We start from the raw sequence: 22,375 nt of genomic DNA, 5'->3' as shown, positions 1-22,375 counted from the left end.
CATAATTCATGGCTAGCGGTAAAGAGATACGCACACAGATAGCAAGCATTAAAAGCACGCAGAAGATCACCTCTGCGATGGAAATGGTGGCTGCCAGTAAAATGCGTAAAGCTCAAGAACGCATGGCGGCAACGCGTCCATATGCTGACAAGATCTTAAATGTCATCCAGCATTTGGCGCATGCCAACCCGGAATACAAACATGTGTATTTGCAGGACCGTCAGGAAACGCAACGCGTTGGTTACATAATCGTTTCTTCTGACCGTGGTTTGTGTGGTGGATTGAACAACAATTTGTTCAAAGAAGTACTGCATGAAATCAAAACAAAATCAGATGCCGGGCTGCAAGTAGATATTTGTGCAATTGGACAAAAAGCTTCTGCGTTTTTTAGCCGCTTGCCAGTAAATATGGTTGCACAAGTCACGCAATTGGGTGACGCACCTCGTGTACATGAGTTGATTGGTTCGATTAAGGTGATGTTGGATGCCTTTGAGTCTGGTCATATCGATAGTCTGTACCTTGTATATAACCAGTTTGTGAACACTATGACGCAGGAAGACAAATTTATTCGTTTGTTGCCTGTAAGCTCAGTTGAGCCAAGTCAGGATTTGCTTGCTCATTGGGATTACATTTATGAGCCGGATGCGAAAGAAGTTTTGGATGATTTGCTGGTCCGCTACATCGAATCAGTGGTTTATCAAGGTGTTGTTGAAAACATTGCATCTGAGCAAGCATCACGCATGATTGCGATGAAAAATGCGTCTGACAATGCCGGCGATCTTATTGATGACCTGCAACTGGTTTACAACAAAGCTCGCCAGGCTGCGATTACACAGGAAATCTCTGAGATTGTTGCGGGTGCCGCTGCGGTCTAACTGAATTAAAAGGGCTGAGCAGCCCGAACTTATTTGAAAGAGGAAGCAAGATGAGCTCTGGAAAGATTGTACAAATTATCGGTGCGGTCGTTGACGTGGAATTTCCCCGCGACAGTCTGCCAAAAGTCTACGATGCCTTGATGGTTGAAGAAGTCGGTTTAACACTTGAAGTTCAGCAGCAGCTGGGTGATGGTGTTGTTCGCACAATCGCCATGGGTACCACAGATGGTCTGAAACGCAGCCTGGCAGTGAGCAACACTGGCAAAGCGATTAGCGTTCCAGTCGGTCAGAAAACTCTGGGTCGTATCATGGACGTATTGGGTAACCCAATCGACGAGAAAGGCGACATCGGTGAAGAAGAGCGTTGGGGTATCCACCGTAAAGCACCTGCATTTGATGAACTGTCTGCCAGTAACGAATTACTGGAAACTGGTATCAAAGTTATCGACTTGGTTTGCCCGTTCGCTAAGGGTGGTAAAGTCGGTCTGTTCGGTGGTGCCGGTGTAGGTAAAACCGTCAACATGATGGAGCTTATCCGTAACATCGCTATCGAACACAGTGGTTTCTCGGTATTCGCTGGTGTAGGTGAGCGTACTCGTGAAGGTAACGACTTCTACCACGAAATGACAGACTCAAACGTAATCGATAAAGTATCGTTGGTTTACGGTCAGATGAATGAGCCACCAGGTAACCGTCTGCGTGTAGCGTTGACTGGTTTGACCATGGCGGAATTTTTCCGTGATGAAGGTCGTGACGTATTGTTCTTCGTTGATAACATTTACCGTTACACATTGGCCGGTACCGAAGTATCAGCCCTGTTAGGCCGTATGCCTTCAGCGGTAGGTTACCAGCCAACACTGGCCGAAGAAATGGGTGTTTTGCAAGAACGTATTACCTCAACCAAAACCGGTTCTATCACATCTATCCAAGCGGTATACGTACCTGCGGATGACTTGACTGACCCATCTCCTGCAACCACCTTCGCTCACTTAGACGCGACTGTTGTATTGTCACGTTCAATTGCTGAATTGGGTATTTACCCTGCGATTGACCCGTTAGATTCAACATCACGTCAGTTGGATCCGTTGGTTGTTGGTAACGATCATTATGATATTGCTCGCGGCGTTCAAAACACGCTGCAACGTTATAAAGAACTGAAAGATATTATTGCGATCCTGGGTATGGATGAATTGTCTGAAGAAGACAAACTGTCTGTATCACGTGCTCGTAAAATTCAGCGTTTCATGTCACAGCCATTCTTCGTTGCTGAAGTATTCACCGGTGCACCTGGTAAATACGTTTCACTGAAAGATACTCTGGCTGGTTTCCGTGGCATTCTGGATGGCGAATATGATTCACTGCCAGAACAAGCGTTCTACATGGTTGGCACCATTGACGAAGCGATTGAAAAAGCCAAAAAGTACTAATCTCTTGGGAGGTAGCTGATGGCTATGACAATTCATGTTGACATCGTAAGTGCTGAAGAATCCATTTATTCTGGATTAGCAGAAGTGGTAATTGCCTCGGCACAAGAGGGTGAGGTGGGTATTTACCCACGTCACGCTCCGTTACTAACGCGTTTAAAAGCGGGTGAAGTACGTTTGCTGAAAGATGGTAAGGAAGAGCAGTTTTATATCTCTGGTGGCATTTTAGAAGTTCAGCCACAAATCGTTACTATTTTGGCCGATACTGCTTTACGCGCAGCCGATGTAGATGAAGCAGCGGCATTAGAAGCAAAAGCCAGTGCAGAAAAGGCCTTGGCAGATAAATCCACAAAAATGGAATATGCTGAAGCCCAGGCACAATTGGCAGAAGCAATGGCACAGCTACGCGCCATTGAAAGAGCACGTAAAACACGTAAGCATTAATCACGAAAGTGATGACCCAGAAAAGGCTGTCTTCGGACGGCCTTTTTTGTTTGCAGGTCTTTGCTAAACTACAGAGCTGATACAAGGAATCTTTTATGTCTCTGGCTATTATTATTCTCGCTGCCGGTAAAGGCACCCGCATGAAATCCGCCAAGCCCAAGGTAATGCATACCCTGGGTGGCAAACCCCTGTTACAGCATGTTATTGATACCGCTAAACAGCTTTCTCCAAGCAAGTTAGCCGTGGTCTGTGGTAATGGCGCAGACGAAGTCGTGCCGTACCTGCAAAATCAGCAAATCGATGTTGTGATGCAGCATGAACAGAAAGGCACTGGTCACGCTGTAGAGCAGGCCAAAGCCAGTTTTGTTAACAGTGAACAGGTGTTGGTGTTATACGGTGATGTACCGTTAATCACAGCGGATACGCTGCAGGATTTGATTGAATCAGGCGACAACAACAGCCTGAAAGTACTGACAGCAATATTGGACGATCCCACTGGTTATGGCCGTATTGTTCGCGATTATGAAGACAATATGTTGTGCATCACCGAAGAAAAAGATGCCGACGAAGAAATCAAACTCATCAATGAAATCAATACCGGCATTATGTGTATTCCAGCCAAGTGGCTGACCGAAGCCTTATCACAGCTAGATAACAATAATGCCCAAGGCGAGTATTACCTGACTGATCTGATTGCCAAAGCGGTTGCTCAAGGTATCGAAATTAACTCTGTCACCTGTGAAGATGAAATGGAAGTGGCCGGTATCAATAATCGCGTGCAGCTGGCCGAGGTAGAAAGTTATTATCAGCAACTCAAAGCAACTGACTTAATGATGTCAGGTGTTACCTTCCGAGATCCGGCACGAGTGGATATACGCGGTGATATCAAAGCAGGGCAGGATATCACTATCGATATCAACGTCATTTTTGAAGGCATCAACAGCATAGCCGATAACGTCAGCATCGGTGCCAACTGCATCATCATCAATAGCGTCATCCATGAAGGGGCGGAAATACTGCCCAACAGCATTATTGAAAATGCCGAAGTGGGTACTAACTGTTCAGTAGGGCCTTTTGCCAGACTACGTCCAGGCAGCAAGCTTGCTGCCAAAGCCAGAGTCGGTAACTTCGTTGAAATCAAAAATGCCAACATCGGCCTGGGTTCCAAGATCAACCATCTTAGCTATATCGGCGATACCGATATGGGGGCTGATGTAAATATAGGTGCAGGCACTATTACCTGTAACTATGATGGGGCGAATAAACATCGTACGGTGATTGGCGATCGGGTGTTTGTTGGTTCAGATACGCAGTTGGTTGCACCTGTTACTGTTGAGGATGGGGCGACGATTGGGGCGGGATCTACTATTCGGAAGACTGCACCTGCTAATGCGTTGACGTTGACTAAGTCGGAGCAGAAGACGGTTAAGGGGTGGCAGCGGCCGGTTAAGAAAAAATAGAAAGTTTATAGGGCGTTTATGGCTACTGGTAATGAAATCATCTCTTACTTCGAGATGTGCGGTCGTGAAGGTACATCTTTACAGCGGGGAATGAACTTCAGGCTTCATGGTGGCCATTCTGTTTTGCTTATGTCAGTTCAACCGAATTCGCCTTATCAAGATGCGGTATTAGAAGATGGCGCCGTATTAATCTATGAAGGCCATGACAATGCCCGGATACCTGAAGTACCCAACCCAAAGTTAGTGGATCAACCAGAGTTTTTACCAAGTGGTAATCTGACTGAAAACGGGAAATTCCACAAAGCCGCACAAGATTTTAAGGCGGGACATAAGGCGCCAGATTTGGTTCGTGTTTATGAAAAACTTCGAAAAGGTATCTGGGGATATAACGGTCTATTTCATCTGGTAGATTCTTGGTGCGAAAGTGATGGCAAGCGAGAGGTTTTCAAATTTCGTCTTGAAGCAATTGAGGAGCTATCAGACAACTCATCACCAGTTGATTCTATGTTTAAAGCAACTAAACATCGGCGAATTATTCCCACTCACGTTAAGCTTGAAGTGTGGAAACGAGATGTAGGTAAATGTACTATTTGTGGCTCAAAAGATGAGCTTCACTTCGATCATATTTTGCCCTATTCAAAAGGAGGTACATCGCTTAAAGCGGAGAATGTTCAGCTACTTTGTGCAAGACACAATTTACAGAAGAGCGATAGGATCGAATAGCACGGTAGGTTGGGTTGAGGAACGAAACCCAACGTTAAATTCAATATCTCAACCCAAATACATTGGTAACAGATTAATTCAACTACAAAGGTTACACCCGGAGCGTCCAATAACTTGTAGTGTGACCCCCAACTTAGCAGTTTCGGACTAAAGCCCGAGTTCATTTCTTTTGTTTGCCCAAAAGAAACGAACCAAAGAAAAGGGCACCCGATATTGCCTTGATTCCCAAAATTAACCTTGTTTTATGGCGTGGCCGAAAACTCGCTGCGCTCAAACACTCGACCACTTCATCCATAAAACAAGGCCAATTTTTGGAGGCAATAGACGGGATTAGATACGGTCGGTAGGTTGGCGCTGAGCTTGTGAAGCCCAACTTAACATTCACGTAAAGCACGTTGGTTGGGTTGAGGTACGAAACCCAACAATCAGGAGAATCATCTCTGAATTCTATCGCTGCCGCTGGGCGTTCATTTATTTTGCTTGCCCAAAATAAACGAACCAAACAAAAGGGCAGCCCATGCTTGCCCTGCGGGTTCCCTGTGCTTCTCAATCTGGTCGGGCATGACGGAAATTGATTCGTGGCATCCTTGCCACTCACCCTCCGGGCGCCTCTTGCGTCCAAATTTGTTCCAGACAAATTTGTCGCTGCGCTCAAACACTCGTCATGTTTGATCCAAACTGATCTGCGATGCTCGGCTTCGCATAAGGGCGTTATCAGCACTTTTCGTAGGTTGGTGCTGAGCTTGCGAAGCCCAACGTTTGGAATTTCACACAAAAGATTGTTGGGCTTCATTTCATTCAGCCCAACCTGCATCCATTCCCTAACCCCCCCTTTTGTGTTGACGAGTAGCGGCTTTTTGTCAGGATTAGAGACTTACCTGTTTGAGCGCAGCGAGTTTGGTGAGTCTCCCTGACAAAAAACGCAACGCAGTGAAGCCGAAGGCCAACACAAGGGGTGCCTTTTCTTTTGGTTCGTTTTCTTTGGGCAAACAAAGAAAATGAACTCGCCCAATAGGGCGAAACCTTTAAGACATAACTTCTTGAGTTGTAGAGTTTCATTACATTCAACCCAACCTAAATTTTTAACCCAAATTCACAATTATCTTTTCAGGAAAATTCCTATATAAAATCGGATTAATACTGAGCAACTGTCTTTATCACAAAGCCTAATATTGGACGATTTCCAGAACAATGGATTTATCTCCATTTCGACTTTTAAAAGGACATTATTGTGAGAATTCTATTAATCATTTCAATGTTATTTAGTTTTACGGCAACGGCATTTGCAGAAGACCTGATTGAGCGGATGACGGCGGAGAAAATGCAGTCATTTCGTGCTGATGAGGTAAATTGGCAGCCGGAGGCGATTCTGCCAAAAGGAGCTGAAAGCGTTATTTTGCTCGGCGATCCGACCAAAGCGGGTGTGTTTATCGCCTGGTTGAAATTCCCACCAAATTATCCAATTCCAGCCCATACGCATCCATACACCGAAGTTATTACCGTGTTGAAAGGCCAATTAGGTAATGGCATGGGCGAGACGTTTGATAAGGAAAATGGTGAGGTGTTGAATGTAGGTGACAGCTTTGTGTTGCCAGCAGGGCATGCTCATTATGTATGGACTTCGGAAGAGGAAACCATTGTGGAATTGATCGCTACAGGACCGTGGGATATTACCTACATTAATCCAGAGGATGATCCTAGAAACTAAACTTACAGCTATCCCCGATCTATGGTTTTACGGTAGGTTGGGTTGAACCTGCGAAACCCAACATCATAATTATGATTGTTGGGTTTCATGGCATTCAGCTCAACCTACCATTCGGTCATTAATGAAATTTTTAGGCTTCAGCCAGTGTCATGGCTTGCTGGTAATTTCTTAAACCCATTTTATCAATCAAGCCCAGCTGTTGTTCCAACCAGTGGGTGTGATCTAACTCAGTATCTTCCAATTGTTTCAACAACATCTGGCGGGTTTCGTAATCGCCTTCTGCTTCACACAGGGCAATACCTTCTCTCAAGGCTTCAACCACAGCGTATTCCAGATTCAGGTCGTTTTGCAGCATTTCCGGTACGGTGTGCCCAACATGTAATGGTTCGCGATGTGTCAGATCTGGCATGCCTTCGAGAAATAAAATGCGTTTGATCATGAGATCAGCATGGTGGGTTTCATCCTGCATTTCATGCGAAATGCGGTTATATAGCCTTGTCAGGCCCCAATCTTCGTACATTCTGGAATGGATAAAATATTGATCCATTGCGGTCAGTTCACCGGCAAGTAGTTTATTGAGTAAATCAATGACTTTTTGGCTACCTTTCATAAGCGTTTCCTTTTGTTGCTCGTGTTTAGGTCAGAGCGTGTTTTAATGGCAACAAGCTTGCATCATCTGCCTGGTCTTGTCACGGTTTGCATTAATTTTTATATCAGTGCCGATTTGTGTAGGTTGGGTTGAGCTTACGAAACCCAACATCTCAAATTGATGCGTTTTATTTGGTTTCATTGCATTCAACTCAACCTACGATCCTCAATTAATTATCCCCAGATAAACACGATAAATTGACAGGCTTGTTACACTTCTTTACATTACGCAAATCTAAATCACTATCATTTAGCTTTAACTTAAATAATCTGGGAATTGTAATGTATCCACCTGTTCATAAAATCCGGCTGTTTTGTGCTCCGGCCATATTGGCTATGTTTGTATTTACACCTTATGCAATCGCTGAGGAGACCGAAGAAAAGTCTTTGGATTTGCCAACCGTTGAAGTTACTTCTACTACGAATGATGCGTTAGGTTATATCGAGCTGGAAAAAGAGCCGAATGTAGGCAAATTGAATGTGCCAATAATGGACCAACCATTCTCAATGTCCATCATCGATGATGATTTCATGAAAGATACTGGTGCAAAAAATATCCAGGATGCTCTGCAATATACTTCAGGTGTTTACTCTGGTGCATTTGGAGCAGATACCCGAATTGACAGTGCCAAGGTACGTGGTATTTCTCCTGGACTTTACCTGGATGGTTTAAGACAGGTTTATGGTTCTTATAACAGTGTTCGAACCAATGTTTATGCGTTGGAAAGCATAGAGGTGCTCAAAGGCCCCTCATCCATGCTATATGGACAAGGAGATCTTGGCGGCGTGATTAACTCTGTATCAAAATTACCAAAGGCTAAGCAGCAAGGTGAGATATGGGGACAATATGGTTCATATAACCGTAAGCAGATTGCATTTGATGTTACAGGACCCGCGACAGATGATGGCAAACTGCTCTATAGAGTTGTTGGTTTGCAACGTGATGCTGATACTCAGGTAGATCATGTCAAAGATGATGGATATGTAATCGCCCCTTCACTTACTTGGCAACCAACTGAAGATACAACGTTTTCATTCTTGTTAAACCGTCAGGAAAATAGGGGCCAGGTTTCTGCTCAATTTTTGCCACAATCCGGAACCCTAGATCGTGGGCCTTTAGGATATGTTGGTTCTGAAACCTTTGTGGGTGAGCCCGATTGGGATCGATATGATGGAGAGAAAACGGAATTTACCTTCTTTTTCGATCATAAATTCAATGATAATTGGTCATTTTCCACTACTGCTCGATATACAGAATCGAGTACTAAAACCAGAGAACATTGGGCTCGGGTGGGGGCAGTTGTTTCGCCCGAAGGTAATATTGCACGAACTATTCATACGGCCGATCGGCAGACTCGAATATTTAATCTTGATACGCGTCTTTCTGGGGTATTTGATCTTGGTATAACTCGCCATAACGTCATTATCGGCTGGGATAGACAAGAAGCATTGTGGGAGGAAGAAAATTATATCTCTAATTCGACTGGTGGCGGAATAATCAATTTATACGATCCGCAATACGGAAACTTAAATACTGCAGCATTAGCTAATCCGGTGGATCGCGATGATAATGAAATACAACAGGTGGGTTTCTATCTGGCAGATCATATTGAAATTGGAAAAGTAGTTTTATCTGCCGGTTTACGACGTGATTTCGCCAAAAACCGCAAACTTGCTGTAACTGGACCCAATACCACCAGCGATGAACAGGAAACCACCGGACGTATTGGTCTGATGTACAGGTTTGATAATGGACTATCGCCATATATTAGTTATTCTGAAGCATTTAGTATGAATCTTGGCACCGACGGTACTTCAGCAGCCAATACCTTAAAGCCAACAACGGGTGAACAGGAAGAAATTGGTATTAAATACCTCTCTCCCGATAAATCATTGGCAGTGACATTAGCCTATTTCGATATTACCGAAACCAATCGCATCGTTCAGGGACAAACCCCCGGTGGTGTTGAACAGGTGGGCTCCGTGATTGATGGCTGGGAATTGCAAGTCAATAAACGCTGGCAGAGCTTTGAAACTCAATTTGCTTATACTGATTTAAATGCCAAAAATGATAGTACTGGTGACCGCCTGTCCTCTTTGGCTGAGAAAACAGGTTCTTGGTGGAATAAGCTCTACTTGGGTAATCATTGGCGTGTCGGTGCTGGAGTCCGATATATTGGTGATGTCGTAGGTGGTAGTGGCGCTCCTGAGATTCCATCCGAAATGCTATATGACGCCATGATTGGCTATGCGATAGGAGATTGGGACTTTACAGTAGATGCAAAAAACCTGACCGATGAAGAATTTATTTCCTGGTGTCGTTATGAGGGAGGAGATTGTGGTTATGGCGAACGCCGATCTGTTGCTGCCAATGTGCGTTATAGCTTCTAACTCAATAAGAAAGCCCCGAAAGGGGCTTTTTTATGTTGAGCAGAAAATGGCTTCTTTGTTGGGAGAGACTGCTGCTTATCGATAATAACGGTGGTTCCGATGTCCGTAATCACGATGGTGGCCTCGAGATTCATATCGATAATGGTCACGGTGTTTTCCATGTCCACGATAGGATTTTGGATGATGATGTTTGTGCTTTGAATAATATTTTTTTGGTTGATGATAATGGTGTCGGTTATAACTATAAACCGGTGCATGGTGATGCACGATATAACCATGGTGACGATGATCTATATAGCCGATGGGATAACCTAAACCAATATTAATTCTTACATCAGCCCTTGCCTGATTAATTGAGAAACCAACGATAAATAATGAAAACATGAGCAATAAAATTGTTTTTGTCATTTTTGAATTTTGCATTGTCATTACCTCTTTTTATAAGGCCTGTCACTGGAAATCAGACTAGGCCTTTTTTCTGTAAGTTTGGTTCAAGCTGTGTAAATCTTTGTAAGTCTTGAGAAATTAACAAGATCTTAAAACTTTTATGAATATCAATTCGCGAGGCTTAACAGATATACAAATTAATAAATGAGAATCATTCATCAAACTGTCATAGAAGATAATTAAATTGCTTGAGTGAATTTCTATAAGAGTGATCACTCATGTCTACCATTACCCAGCAAAACCCTTCATTAAACGCACAGGCATCACAATCGAATTGGCAGGCATGGTTGATGGTTGCAGCATTAATTTATCTATTGCTAGCCTCTGTCGGGGCCATTGGCAGTGGATTTAAAATGGCCACAGCCAGTAATGCCAAAGAATTATTCTCTTTTGCATCAAACCCGGTAATTGCTTTAATTATCGGTATCGTTGCTACAGCATTGATTCAAAGCTCAAGTACCGTGACATCGATTATTGTTGGTATGGTGGCTGGTGGCTTACCCTTAAGCATTGCTATCCCGATGGTGATGGGCGCGAATATCGGTACCTCATTAACCAGTACATTGGTCAGTTTGGGACATGTTCGTAACGGTGAAGAATTCCGCCGTGCCTTTGCTGCTGCCACAGTCCACGATAGCTTCAACATCCTTGCAGTGGCAATATTGCTTCCCCTCGAGCTTTTGTTTAAACCCTTGCAGAATACCGCTGAGTTTATGTCCGGATTTTTCATCTCAGATGCCAGCGTCAGCATGAGTAATATGAATTTCATGAAGACTCTGCTGGCACCTGCCGATGATGCATTGAAGTTTATAACAGGCTGGCTACCAGAAGTTTGGGCGGGCATTGCGTTGATTGTGATTGGTATAGCATTAATTCTGTTTGTAGTTTCAGCGATTGGTAAACTGCTGCGTAAGGTGATGGTCGGCAAAGCAAAAGACATTTTGCATAAGGCAGTGGGTCGTGGTCCGATTGCCGGCATGACTTCCGGTTCAATTATTACTGTTTTGGTCCAATCCTCTTCTACAACAACTGCCTTAATCGTTCCTCTGGCGGGTACCGGTGTGTTTTCGATTAAACAGATTTATCCGTTCACCTTAGGTGCAAATGTCGGTACTACCATCACGGCATTACTTGCTGCTACAGCAATATCGGGTCCAACGGCTGAACTCGCTTTACAGATAGCGCTGGTCCATCTGTTTTTTAATGTGATGGCGATATTGTTGATATATGTGCTGCCGGTATTTCGCCAATTGCCCATCAAGATGGCTGAGACACTGGCTATTTATGCCCAGAAAAACAAACTGTATGTTGTTGCCTATATAGGTGGCGTATTTTTTGTGATTCCATTGTTGATCATTGGCCTGAGTCAGATCTTCTAATTATTACAAATTATTTTGAGGTTTAAGCCATGTCCAATTTGACACCACAGGAAAGACAAGTACGTATTCGTGAACTCAAGCATGCGATTGAAGAGCTTGAAGCAGGCATGCCAAGTGAAATGGATGAACAGCAGCACGAAAAGATTGATGAGCTGGAACAATATTTTGATGCTGTTGAAACCAAATTCACCAGTTTGAAAATTTTCTGGGAAGATTTGAAGCAATCCTTGAAAGATTCCAAGCAAGACTAACTCGACGAGCCGGAGTAAATCTCAGTGAAACAACAATATGTGAGCGTGATTGCTGGTCTTGTTTTGGTTATGTTGGCTGGGTGTTCACAGCGAGATGATCTATCAGAAACCAGCATTACAGAAAATACCATTGTTATTAATGGTTCTAGTACGGTTTTCCCGATCTCTACTGAAGCTGCAAAACGTTTTATACGTCAGCAACCGGAAACCGAAATTTCGGTGAAGTTTTCAGGAACAAATGCTGGTTTTCGTTTGTTTTGTGAAGGGAAAAGCGATGTCAGTAATGCTTCCAGGCCTATCAATGCCGAAGAAGTTGCTTTATGTGCAAAAAATCAGATTGATTATGTCGAGCTCCCATTGGCTCAGGATGCCTTAGCGGTTGTTGTGCACTCGGCTAATGATTGGGTTGATTCTCTGACCATGAGTGAATTAAAGACCATCTGGTCGAAACAAAGTGATGGCGAAATCTTAAACTGGAATCAGGTTAGATCGGAGTGGCCAGATAAACTGTTGTCGTTGTATGGCAGAGGTCAGGATTCAGGTACCTTTGATTACTTCACCACTCATGTGACCGGGGTTACTCGGGAAAGTCGTTCTGATTATGTTGCCAGCGAAGATGAAGAATATTTAGCAGCACAGATAGCCAAAGATAAAAATGCATTGGGATTTTTTGGTATCGGCGGCTATCACCGTCATTGGGATACTTTAAAGCTGGTGCCGATTGATAATGGAAATGGTCCTGTTTATCCTTCGATTGAAACAGTTGCGAATGGTCAATACACACCGTTTTCAAGACCACTGTTTTTATATGTTAATAAACAGTCTTTAGAGGATAAAGCTAATCTTAAGGTGTTTTTAACACACTATTTTTCCAACATTGTGACGTGGCTACATTTCACCGGCTACATGCCGTTAACCCAAGAGCAATATGCTGAGAATATCCAACAATTGCTTAAATAATTAATTAGAACTTCTAGCTCAGATAAGCGGCTAACACAATCCAGGCCATATCTTTTGCTTTGTTTGCTGCAGTTAAATCTCCTTGTACGTGGGCCATTACGATGGCCCCTTCTTTTAATAGACTGATGGAATCAGTGACATGATGAGTCGCTGGTTCAAGTATTCCTAAAGCCCGGATCTGTCTTTCAATTAAGCTATTAATTTTCTTTTTATGATGCTGGCATTGTTGATATATCGGCTGTTGTGGATCATTAAATTCCGCACAGGTGTTAATAAAAAAGCAGCCATGGAAATCTGATAGTAAATCCACACGATTATTGATCCAATCATCCACTGCATCAAACAATTCATTGAGTCCGTCGTAGCCCGGTTTTACCAGTTCCAGGCGTGATGCTAACCAGCTGTAAAATTTCTCATCACGATATTCCACCACTGCCGCAATCAATTCCTCTTTGCTGGCAAAGTGATGATAAAGCGTTTTTTTGGCAACTCCCGCTGTTTGCAGAATCTGATTGATACCCACAGCATGAATGCCATTTCGATAAAACAATTCAAAAGCGCTATGAATTAATTGCTGACGTTTATCCATGGTGGTTTCTCATAAAATTTCATGTCAGTTTGACAGAGGTATACCGATCTGTCTATTCTTCTGGTAGACAAATCTGTATACCTTGTTGCTGGAGAAGAAAATCATGTTACAAACCGAACAAAAACAACCATTTCCGCCGTTTACAATTGAGACAGCAAAACAGAAAGTCCGCATGGCCGAAGATGGCTGGAATAGTCGCGATCCGGAAAAAGTCTCCTTAGCGTATGCCACTGACAGTGAATGGCGTAATCGATCAGAGTTTCCGATTGGTCGAGAGCAAATAAAGACGTTTTTGCAGAAAAAATGGCAAAGCGAATTAGAGTACCGGTTGGTAAAAGAACTCTGGACATTTACGGATAATAAGATTGCCGTTAGATTTGCCTACGAATGGCACAACGAGAAAGGCCAATGGTTTCGATCATATGGCAATGAAAACTGGGAGTTTGATGACAACGGTTTAATGAAAAAACGTTATGCCAGTATTAATGATTTGGCGATTGAAGAAAGTGAACGGAAATTAACCTGGCCTTTAGGTAGACGACCAGATGATTATCCTGGTCTGAGCGAGTTGCGTTTATAGGCCGATATAGATGTTACAGGGCGCGGAGTTGAAACTCCGCGCCAGTTGATTTATCGCAGTAACAAGAACATCGCCTGATTTTCCCGAACGATATTTAATAATAGTTCAGGTTGATTAGTGACCATTTGTTTGAACTGTTCCAGATTATTAACTGGCTGGCGGTTTACTGAGGTCACGATGTCATAGCTACGTAAACCGGCATTCCAAGATGGGCTGCCACGTTGAACGGAGTAAAGCATAATACCTTCAACTTTGCCGTAAGCCGGTGAGCTTGGTTCAATATCACCAAACGTTGCTCCAGCTAGTTTGGGGTGCACTTCACCCGTTTGAGTTGCTGCGCTACGTTGAGCTTCTGTTACTTCAGCAGTTAAGGTTTGCGCTTTACCATCACGAATGATTTCCAACTGGATAGTTTGCCCAACCATTAACAGACCAATGGTATTACGTAGATTATCGGCATTAACCAGCGAAACGCCGTCAACAGCTGTCACTACATCACCCACTTTTAATCCAGCTTTTTCAGCAGCAGAGCCCGGGATCACATTGGTCACAACCGCACCACCACGATTTTTTTCAATACCAAAGGCTTGGGCAAGTTCGGGTGTAATATCCTGCATTTGCACACCTAAATAAGCGCGGCGTACTTCCCCATGTTCCAGTAGTTGATCGGTGATTTGTTTGACCAAATTGCTAGGAATAGCAAAACCAATTCCGATATTACCGGTTTGACCCGGTGAGAAAATGGCGGTGTTAATACCGACCAGTTCGCCGCGTAAATTCACCAATGCACCACCCGAATTACCTGGGTTGATTGATGCATCAGTTTGAATAAAGTTTTCATAGCCTTCGAGACCTAAACCACTACGACCCAACGCACTGACAATTCCCGAAGTCACAGTTTGTCCGAGTCCAAAGGGATTACCAATTGCTACAACGAAGTCACCTACACGCAGGCTATCTGAATCCGCCAAGGGTAGAGCAGTAAGGTTTTCAGGAGGAATACGAATTACAGCAACATCAGTGGCTGGATCGCTACCAACCACTTCAGCCTGGAAACTACGGCCATCATGCAGTGAAACAGTAATTTCATCAGCACGTTGAATCACATGATTGTTAGTTAATACCAAACCTTCTTTGGCATTTACGATAACACCACTTCCCAGGCTTTGCGCCTGACGGGTACGAGGCTGTTGTTGTTCAGGTAGGTTAAAAAAACGCCGGAAAAAAGGATCGTTTAATAACGGGTTATCCTGAATTCTCACTTCGCTACGTGTTGCAATATTTACAACAGCTGGTTTGGATTGATCCAGCATCGGTGCCAACGTTGGCATTTGGTTGTCATCACCGAGCCATGGGAAAGGCAGTGCAGCAACAGCAACCTGTGTTAAAAGTGTAATACCAGCTAACCAGACAACAGCAGATTTTAGCTTGTTCATCATCTTGTTTTCCTCAAATGCTTCAAATGTTCTCACGAGGGTTAAAGGGTAATTTTTCAGCCATTTCTTGGTAAAACTTTTTAGCTTCAGCAGTGGTTGCCGGAGGCGTTATGATTTGTAAAACGACAAACTGATCTCCAGCGGTTTTGCCGGGCAGGCCTCGTCCTTTCAAACGCATTTTTTGTCCACTTCTAGCACCTGCCGGGATATTCAGACTAATTTTTCCGGCTAAAGTTGGCGCAGTTATTTTGGCACCTAAAGCGGCTTCCCAAGGGGCAATAGGCAGGTCCAGATAAACATCCCTACCTTCGAGACGATAAAGCGAATGCGGGGCAATCTGGATTTCCAGATATAAATCTCCAGGTTTGCCGCTCATTCCGGCTTTACCTTGTCCGGTTAAGCGAATTTTTTTACCAGGTTCAATACCGGCAGGAATCTTCACATTAACGGTACCAGACTGAGAGGCTCCCGCAGGTCGACGAATGGACTTGTTAGCGCCATTAAACGCATCTTCTAATGAAATAGTGATTTTGGCGTTAACATCTTCACCTCTTGCAAAGAAATTATCACTCCGGCCGCCCCCCATTCCGCCCATGCCACCGAACATGTTTTCAAAAAAGCTGCTGAAGTTACCTTGTCCAAACCCGCCAACGTTTTCTTCCCAGCCTGGTGGAGGAGAAAACGATTGGCCATGGCGGAACTGACCACCAAATTGATCGTATTGAGCACGCTTTTCTTTATCTCGCAGCACCTCATAGGCTTCACCGACTTCTTTGAACTTCTCTTCGGCATTTTCTTCTTTACTGACATCGGGATGAAACTTACGCGCCAGGGTGCGATAGGCTTTTTTAATTTCCTCTGGTGTCGCGGTGCGGCTTACGCCGAGGATCTTGTAATAGTCTTTATATTCCATGGGCTCATTCGGATTTAAAATTGATCTGGGTCAATAGATGGGGATGATAGGACGTTTTTCAACGTTATTTAAGGATTTTTCTGATGTGTTGCAAAAACACAACATGAGAGAATGCGTCATCTTTTTACAACACATTGCTCAGGAATCATAGCTCATGCCGACTTTACGGAAGTTGCCACTCTTAATAGCGTTAGCCAGTTTGAATATTGCTTTGCCAGCTCAAGCTCAGGAAGATCAGGATTTATCTCTTGACGAGTTGGTTGTCACCGGAACTCGCTCTGGTACACCCATTCTAGAATTAGCAGGCAATACCGGCAAAATTTCAGAAGAAGAAATCGATCTGGTACGTCCTGATCACATCACCGAAGTGATTAATCGTATCAGTGGTGTGAATATTCAACGGGGTAATGGTCAGGAACATCTGACTTCTATTCGTTCACCCGTTTTAACCGGTGGCGCTGGTGCAGGTTCATTTCTGTTTTTGGAAGACGGCATCCCATTACGCGCGGCAGGTTTTGCCAATGTAAATGGTTTGTTTGAATCTAATTATGAACAGGCTGGCGGCATTGAAGTGGTGCGTGGCCCAGGCAGTGCGTTTTATGGTTCCAATGCGGTTCATGGTCTGGTGAATGTGTTAACTCGTGCACCATCATTAAACCTTGAACGACAAGTTGATCTGTCAGTTGGTCCGCATGATTTATACAAATTCAAAGGGACCGTAAGTGACACAGTTGGGCGTCATGGCTATCGTGTCAGCGTCAATGGAACAACAGATAATGGTTATGCCGAAGATGCTGGATATGATCAGCAAAAAATCACTTTGCGTCATGACTATTATGGCGATCAGGACAGTTTCAAAACTATTTTCAGCGCAACCAATCTCAATCAGAAAACAGCGGGATATGTTGAAGGCTTTGAAGCCTACAAAGATGGCAGTCTTTCCAGAGGTAATATTAATAAAGAACGTGGCATTGATGCCTATCGCAATGCCAAATCTTTCCGTTTATCTACTGAGTGGGAACGTCAACTGAATGAAACCACTTCATTTCGTTTAACGCCATATATGCGCCATACCGAAATGGATTTTTTGATGCATTTCCTGCGCGGACAACCTATTGAAAAAAACAAACACACCAGTGCTGGATTGCTGTCGGCATTAACCCATGAGCTGGAAGGTGGTCACACCATTATTGTGGGCACTGACGTTGAATATACCCAAGGTGATTTGTCCGAAGTGCAATCTAATCCGACATCAGGTCCATTTGTACAAGGTGTGCATTATGACTACGAAGTGGATGCCACCGTACTTGCACCTTATATTCATTCTGAATGGCAGGTATTGGATAAAACCCGCGTCACGGCAGGTGTTCGCTATGAATACACTAAATATGATTACACCAATAACACAGACTCACGTGAGTTAGGAACACGATACTTACGACCAGATAGTGGTAAAGACACCTTTAGTAACTTAAGTCCTAAATTAGGGTTAGTCCAGGAGTTAACCGAAAACACTGCCGCGTTTGTTAATTACGCAAGAGGTAATCGTGCCCCACAGACAACCGATCTATATCGTGCACAGATTAGACCTTCTTTAACTGGCAGTGCTGATTCAGAATCAATTGATAGCATTGAAGTCGGATTCCGAAAAGTTGGTGATGGTCTGCAATATGAAATTGCTGCTTATCAGATGAAGAAAAAAGATTATTTCTTTACCGATTCGAGCAGTGAAAATGTTCCAGATGGTAAGACAAAACATACCGGTATTGAATTGGGTGTGTTTTATCCATTCAACTCATTGTTTGATATCGGTGCCAATGTCACTTTTGCCAAACATGAATATGACTTTGACAAAGAGACTAGCAACATCGACAAAGGCAATTATTTGGTTACCGCTCCGAGACGTATGGGAAATGTCCGTTTAGGGTGGAATGTCACACCAAAAAGCCGTGCTGAACTCGAATGGGTACATATGAGTGAGTATTACGTTAATGATGCAAACTCAGAAAAGTACGAAGGACATGATGTATTTAACTTACGCGCTTCTCATGCTGTCACCGATAGTTTGACGCTATATGGTCGCGTACATAACTTGTTTGATACCGATTATGCAGAACGTGCGGATTATCAAATAACACCAAACAATCCTGAAGGTTACCGTTACTTTGTTGGCGAGCGCCGTGGCTTGCATGTTGGTGCCAGTTACTCGTTTTAATTAAACGAAAGGCTTCAAACAAAAAAACCGGTGGTTGAGTTATCAACCACCGGTTTTTTTATATTTAATCTGGTGCTTTATTGACGATGCGATTTTCTGGCTTCAAGTCTGCGCAAAAACTCTCGCATGATATCGTCATAAAGCGCTGGTCCCAGATAAGCATCTTCAACGCCGCTTTCAATGCTGGGATTATCGTTGATTTCAATTAATACCACGCGGCTTCCACTTTGCTTGATATCTATACCGTAAAGACCATCTCCAACCAATTTTGCTGTTTTTATGGCAATTTTCAGTACTTTTTCCGGAACTTCGGAAATAGGTACGGCAGCTGATTTACCTGAATCAGTGCCTTTTTTGGTGTTGTGGTTATAAATCTGCCAGTGGCCTTTGCTCATAAAATACTGACAGGCATAAATCGGTTTGTTATTGAACACACCTATGCGCCAGTCATAATCGGTAAACATAAATTCCTGTAACAAAATGATCGCTGATTGCTGGAAAAAATCGGCTGCATTGCTGCGCAGTTCATCGGCATTATTGACCTTGATAACACCTTTGGAAAACGCACCATCAGGGATTTTCATCACTAATGGGAAGGTCGCTTCGGCACAGATTTTTTCCAATCCAACTTTGTCATTTCGATATAAAAGATGCGATTCCGGCATCGGCAAATTATGCTTTTCCAGCAATTCTTTCAGATAAATCTTATTAGTACAGCGAATAATCGAGGTGGGATCATCAATAACCACCAGGCCTTCACTTTCTGCACGTCGGGCAAATTTATAAGTGTGGTTATGAATCGCTGTGGTTTCGCGAATAAACAGGGCGTCATATTCAGCGATACGGATATAGTCTCTTGGGGTTATAAGTTCAACATCAATGCCAATACGTTTGCCGCTGGAGATAAAGCGTTTTAAAGCCGTGGCATCACTGGGCGGCATTTTTTCATCGGGGTTATGCAAAATCGCCATGTCATAACGATATTGACGGCGTTTAGAAGGCTTACGCCACAATTTATGACTGAAGGCATCCAATGCATTGGCAAAGTTATCCTGTTCGCTATCACTAAGCTGATTAAGCGGGGCTGCTTTGATGGCAGAAATTAACCAATGGCCCTTATGACTGAATTCGATTTCAATGATCGGGCAGGGATACTGTTCGAAAATCTGTCTTGCCAGTTTTTGCAGGCCTTTAAATTCACACTGGCCAAAGAATACTTTCAGATTAAAGCTGGTTTCAGATTGCTTATCACTGGCAGCAATGACTTTATCAAGCTGTGTTCCAAAATCTGACAAGTCATAGGCATAGAGACTTTTTCGAGACAGATCATTGATGGTTCGCAGACTCGGCATTACCCGATGCCCGCGCGCTTCGGCCACCATTGAACAGTAGTAGCCTGGACTTAAGTATTCCAGACCGTGACAAAGGTTAATAATTTGCGCACGACCGCTCGCGATATGAGAAGGGGTTTGCAGATAATCATCCACTGCGATGACTTGTGCACTGGGAAAATAAGGCGCCCAGTCTTCGATATTTTCCAGAATTATCAAGTGGTTAGTCATATGACTTTAACGGTGCTCCGATTCAGGTTAGCCAGACGATTTGTGCATCATAAAGTGATTGTGTCATGGTTGTGATAAATATTTTTGCCACTGCGCCGATTATCTGGTCAAAATCATAAAAGTCGCCTATTCTTCGCCGAAAATTTAAGTACAGGAGAGTTGTTGTCATGTATGCAGAAGCCGTTCTGAGTGTGTTTTCTCAACGCTATGCTGGTGCACGAGACAAGTTCATATCAGCAGTGGAAACAAGCTCCATTGTCGAACGGGTCAACAATATTGTCCACCCCGTTCGTGGACCTAAAAACGAACGTTTGTTCTGCGATATTGCCTGGGCCGGCAGTCCCAAGGCAAAAAATGTTTTAGTGTTGGTGTCCGGCATCCATGGTGTAGAAGGCGGCGTCGGCTCTGCCATTCAATCTGATTTTGTTGGTCGTCATCGACGCTTACCTGCCGATGTTTGTGTGGTGATGGTGCATGCCTTAAACCCTTGGGGATTCGCCTGCGCCAGCCGAAATGACCATGAAGGCATTGATATCAACCGTAACTTCGTCGATTTTAATGCCAAGTTGCCTGACTCAACTGAAGCCGTGGCAGTTTGGGATAAGCTGAGCAAAAAGACCGATTCTATTGAACTGATTGGTGAGCAACGTGAACAGTTCGATAAACTTAGCCAGGGTCAATACAGCAAGGCCGATGCACTTTATTATGGCGGTGAAAAAGCCAGCTGGTCACGACAAACGATTGAGGATCTGGTCGCTCAACTGAAACCAGACAAACGCGATAATGTCATTGTTATTGATATTCACAGTGGACTCGGACCATATGGCTACGGTGAATTAATCTGCGATCATCCCCCTGAAACGGCTGGACAGAAAAAAGCACGAGAATTATTTGGCGCGACAGTAACCGAACCTGCTCTGGGCACATCAACTTCAGGTGTTAAACACGGTCTGCATGATTATTACTGGCACCAGCAAGGCGACAATGTGTGTTTTCTGACATTGGAATTCGGCACTTTTGGTAATCAGCAAATGCTGAACGTGCTTTTTGCCGATCAGCAATTGCAACATTCTGGCAAGATTGACTGGTCTGATCAGAAAACATTGGATATCAAACATGCGATGCAGGATTTTTTCTGTCCTGCTGAAACGCAGTGGCAGGAGCTGGTATTGTTTCGTGGACGCCAAGTCATCGAAATGGCTTTGGAGGGTTTGACCACTAATGCAAATGGCAGTTAAACAGCAGACAGATTCGATAACATTTCGTGCGGCCACTTTAGCGGATGTAGATGCCCTGCTGGCGATTGAAAATATCTGTTTTGACAGCGATCAGCTATCTCGTCGCAGTTTTAAATGGATGATCAATAAGGCCAACGCCTTGTTACTGGTCGCCGAACAACAACAAAACATAATGGGATATGTATTGTTGCTTTACGCCAGAGGCACCTCGTTGGGGCGCATATACTCGCTGGCGGTTTTACCCGAATATCGCAATCAGAAAATTGCTCGTGCTTTAATGCGTGAAGCCGAGCAGGCAGCATTGACGGCCGGTCGTAGTTTTATTCGTCTGGAAGTACGCCCAGATAATGTTGGTGCGATAAAGCTTTATGAAAGCCTTGGCTATCACCAGTTTGAAATTGTCAGTGACTACTACGAAGATCATGCCAACGCATTACGCATGATGAAAGTGTTGCAGCCGCAACCCGAAGAACTGCATCAGCAGGTATTTCATTACACACAAAGCACCGATTTTACCTGTGGCCCGGCCAGTCTGATGATGGCGATGAAAACCCTGCAACCGGTAATGCATCTGGACCGTGGTCTGGAATTACAGCTTTGGCGGGAAGCCACGACCATATTTATGACCTCCGGGCATGGTGGTTGTAGTGCTCAGGGGCTGGCCTTGGCAGCTTGGCGACGTTATTTCAAAACCACATTGATAACCAATAGCGCCGAGGTACCGTTTGTAAATGGCGTGCGTAGTGAAGATAAAAAAGCGGTAATGGAATGTGTGCATCAAGACTTTATGCAGCAACTGGAAACATCGGAAGTCGAGCAGCAGATGCGGCAAATCGATGTGAATTTACTGCGTGACTATCTGAACCAGGGAGCACTGGCAGTAGTGTTGATCAGCTCTTACCGGCTCAATCAGAACAAATCACCGCATTGGGTGGTTTTGGTATCCATTTCAGATACCTTTGTGTATTTTCATGATCCGGATATTGATTGGGATGATGACAAAACCCTGACTGACAGCTTCTATGTGCCAGTGACTCATAAAGAATTCAATCGCATGTTGGGCTACGGCAAGCCGCGCTATCAGGCGGCGGTGATTTTGCACTCGACAAAATAATCTGTACGAACTGCTATG

At 43.9% G+C, this 22,375-nt stretch carries 20 protein-coding genes; 15 read left to right on the top strand and 5 right to left on the bottom strand.

Annotated elements, in window-relative coordinates:
- Window positions 1–8 precede the first annotated feature (8 nt).
- The 6 genes from atpG to A9E74_RS01010 all read left to right on the top strand — a co-directional run bounded on the left by atpG (window position 9) and on the right by A9E74_RS01010 (window position 6,634).
- Window positions 9–875: a F0F1 ATP synthase subunit gamma gene (atpG, locus tag A9E74_RS01040; protein ID WP_069294814.1), complete on the top strand. Its 867-nt coding sequence runs from the start codon at window positions 9–11 to the stop codon at window positions 873–875.
- A 50-nt stretch (window positions 876–925) separates the two neighbouring features.
- The gene (gene atpD, locus A9E74_RS01035) at window positions 926–2,302 is read left to right on the top strand and encodes a F0F1 ATP synthase subunit beta (protein ID WP_069294813.1); all 1,377 of its coding nucleotides are present in this window, start codon (window positions 926–928) and stop codon (window positions 2,300–2,302) included.
- Window positions 2,303–2,320: 18 nt separating this feature from the next.
- On the top strand, window positions 2,321–2,743 hold the full coding sequence (locus tag A9E74_RS01030) for a F0F1 ATP synthase subunit epsilon (protein ID WP_069294812.1): 423 nt from the start codon (window positions 2,321–2,323) through the stop codon (window positions 2,741–2,743).
- Window positions 2,744–2,838: 95 nt separating this feature from the next.
- Entirely contained in the window at window positions 2,839–4,203 is a 1,365-nt protein-coding gene (glmU, locus tag A9E74_RS01025) for a bifunctional UDP-N-acetylglucosamine diphosphorylase/glucosamine-1-phosphate N-acetyltransferase GlmU (RefSeq protein ID WP_069294811.1), read from the top strand.
- 18 nt (window positions 4,204–4,221) lie between these two features.
- Window positions 4,222–4,926 (top strand): HNH endonuclease, encoded by a 705-nt coding sequence (locus tag A9E74_RS01020; RefSeq protein ID WP_069294810.1) that lies wholly within the window; start codon window positions 4,222–4,224, stop codon window positions 4,924–4,926.
- 1,231 nt (window positions 4,927–6,157) lie between these two features.
- Window positions 6,158–6,634, top strand: a complete 477-nt coding sequence (locus A9E74_RS01010; RefSeq protein ID WP_069294808.1) for a cupin domain-containing protein — start codon at window positions 6,158–6,160, stop codon at window positions 6,632–6,634.
- Window positions 6,635–6,764: 130 nt separating this feature from the next.
- On the opposite strand, the gene bfr is transcribed toward A9E74_RS01010, so the two are convergent.
- Entirely contained in the window at window positions 6,765–7,244 is a 480-nt protein-coding gene (gene bfr / locus A9E74_RS01005) for a bacterioferritin (protein ID WP_069294807.1), read from the bottom strand.
- A gap of 320 nt (window positions 7,245–7,564) precedes the next feature.
- On the opposite strand from bfr, the gene A9E74_RS01000 reads away from it, so the two are divergent.
- From A9E74_RS01000 to A9E74_RS00980, 5 genes are all read left to right on the top strand, one after another.
- Complete coding sequence (locus tag A9E74_RS01000) at window positions 7,565–9,673, top strand: TonB-dependent siderophore receptor (protein WP_069294806.1); 2,109 nt, start codon at window positions 7,565–7,567, stop codon at window positions 9,671–9,673.
- 32 nt (window positions 9,674–9,705) lie between these two features.
- The gene (locus A9E74_RS00995) at window positions 9,706–9,999 is read left to right on the top strand and encodes a hypothetical protein (RefSeq protein WP_069294805.1); all 294 of its coding nucleotides are present in this window, start codon (window positions 9,706–9,708) and stop codon (window positions 9,997–9,999) included.
- Window positions 10,000–10,338: 339 nt separating this feature from the next.
- Window positions 10,339–11,499, top strand: coding sequence for a Na/Pi symporter (locus A9E74_RS00990; protein ID WP_069294804.1), 1,161 nt, complete (start codon window positions 10,339–10,341; stop codon window positions 11,497–11,499).
- Window positions 11,500–11,528: 29 nt separating this feature from the next.
- A complete protein-coding gene (locus A9E74_RS00985; RefSeq protein ID WP_069294803.1) occupies window positions 11,529–11,750 on the top strand; it encodes a hypothetical protein in 222 nt (73 codons plus the stop codon).
- A 24-nt stretch (window positions 11,751–11,774) separates the two neighbouring features.
- Window positions 11,775–12,710, top strand: a complete 936-nt coding sequence (locus A9E74_RS00980; RefSeq protein WP_136553848.1) for a PstS family phosphate ABC transporter substrate-binding protein — start codon at window positions 11,775–11,777, stop codon at window positions 12,708–12,710.
- A gap of 13 nt (window positions 12,711–12,723) precedes the next feature.
- Here A9E74_RS00980 and A9E74_RS00975 read toward each other — a convergent pair whose 3' ends face one another.
- The gene (locus tag A9E74_RS00975; RefSeq protein WP_069294802.1) at window positions 12,724–13,299 is read right to left on the bottom strand and encodes a TetR/AcrR family transcriptional regulator; all 576 of its coding nucleotides are present in this window, start codon (window positions 13,297–13,299) and stop codon (window positions 12,724–12,726) included.
- Window positions 13,300–13,402: 103 nt separating this feature from the next.
- On the opposite strand from A9E74_RS00975, the gene A9E74_RS00970 reads away from it, so the two are divergent.
- Window positions 13,403–13,879, top strand: coding sequence for a nuclear transport factor 2 family protein (locus tag A9E74_RS00970; RefSeq protein WP_069294801.1), 477 nt, complete (start codon window positions 13,403–13,405; stop codon window positions 13,877–13,879).
- A 50-nt stretch (window positions 13,880–13,929) separates the two neighbouring features.
- On the opposite strand, the gene A9E74_RS00965 is transcribed toward A9E74_RS00970, so the two are convergent.
- Both A9E74_RS00965 and A9E74_RS00960 read right to left on the bottom strand, forming a co-directional pair.
- A complete protein-coding gene (locus A9E74_RS00965; RefSeq protein ID WP_069294800.1) occupies window positions 13,930–15,318 on the bottom strand; it encodes a DegQ family serine endoprotease in 1,389 nt (462 codons plus the stop codon).
- Window positions 15,319–15,337: 19 nt separating this feature from the next.
- On the bottom strand, window positions 15,338–16,228 hold the full coding sequence (locus tag A9E74_RS00960; protein WP_069294799.1) for a DnaJ C-terminal domain-containing protein: 891 nt from the start codon (window positions 16,226–16,228) through the stop codon (window positions 15,338–15,340).
- 154 nt (window positions 16,229–16,382) lie between these two features.
- On the opposite strand from A9E74_RS00960, the gene A9E74_RS00955 reads away from it, so the two are divergent.
- Window positions 16,383–18,443 (top strand): TonB-dependent receptor, encoded by a 2,061-nt coding sequence (locus tag A9E74_RS00955; protein ID WP_069294798.1) that lies wholly within the window; start codon window positions 16,383–16,385, stop codon window positions 18,441–18,443.
- Between the two features lie 77 nt (window positions 18,444–18,520).
- Here the strand turns inward: A9E74_RS00955 and A9E74_RS00950 are convergent, their stop codons facing one another.
- Window positions 18,521–20,005 carry a RimK family protein gene (locus tag A9E74_RS00950; protein ID WP_069294797.1) on the bottom strand — a complete coding sequence of 495 codons (1,485 nt, stop codon included), beginning with the start codon at window positions 20,003–20,005 and terminating at the stop codon, window positions 18,521–18,523.
- 167 nt (window positions 20,006–20,172) lie between these two features.
- Between A9E74_RS00950 and A9E74_RS00945 the strand changes: the two genes are divergently transcribed.
- Both A9E74_RS00945 and A9E74_RS00940 read left to right on the top strand, forming a co-directional pair.
- The gene (locus tag A9E74_RS00945; RefSeq protein WP_069294796.1) at window positions 20,173–21,243 is read left to right on the top strand and encodes a DUF2817 domain-containing protein; all 1,071 of its coding nucleotides are present in this window, start codon (window positions 20,173–20,175) and stop codon (window positions 21,241–21,243) included.
- Entirely contained in the window at window positions 21,227–22,357 is a 1,131-nt protein-coding gene (locus tag A9E74_RS00940; RefSeq protein ID WP_084002796.1) for a GNAT family N-acetyltransferase/peptidase C39 family protein, read from the top strand. Before A9E74_RS00945 ends, A9E74_RS00940 begins: the two co-directional genes overlap by 17 nt.
- Window positions 22,358–22,375 lie beyond the last annotated feature (18 nt).

This window comes from Methylophaga muralis (assembly GCF_001720165.1).
GTDB classification, from domain to species: Bacteria; Pseudomonadota; Gammaproteobacteria; order Nitrosococcales; family Methylophagaceae; genus Methylophaga; species Methylophaga muralis.
This window is presented reverse-complemented; position numbering and strand designations above follow the sequence as displayed.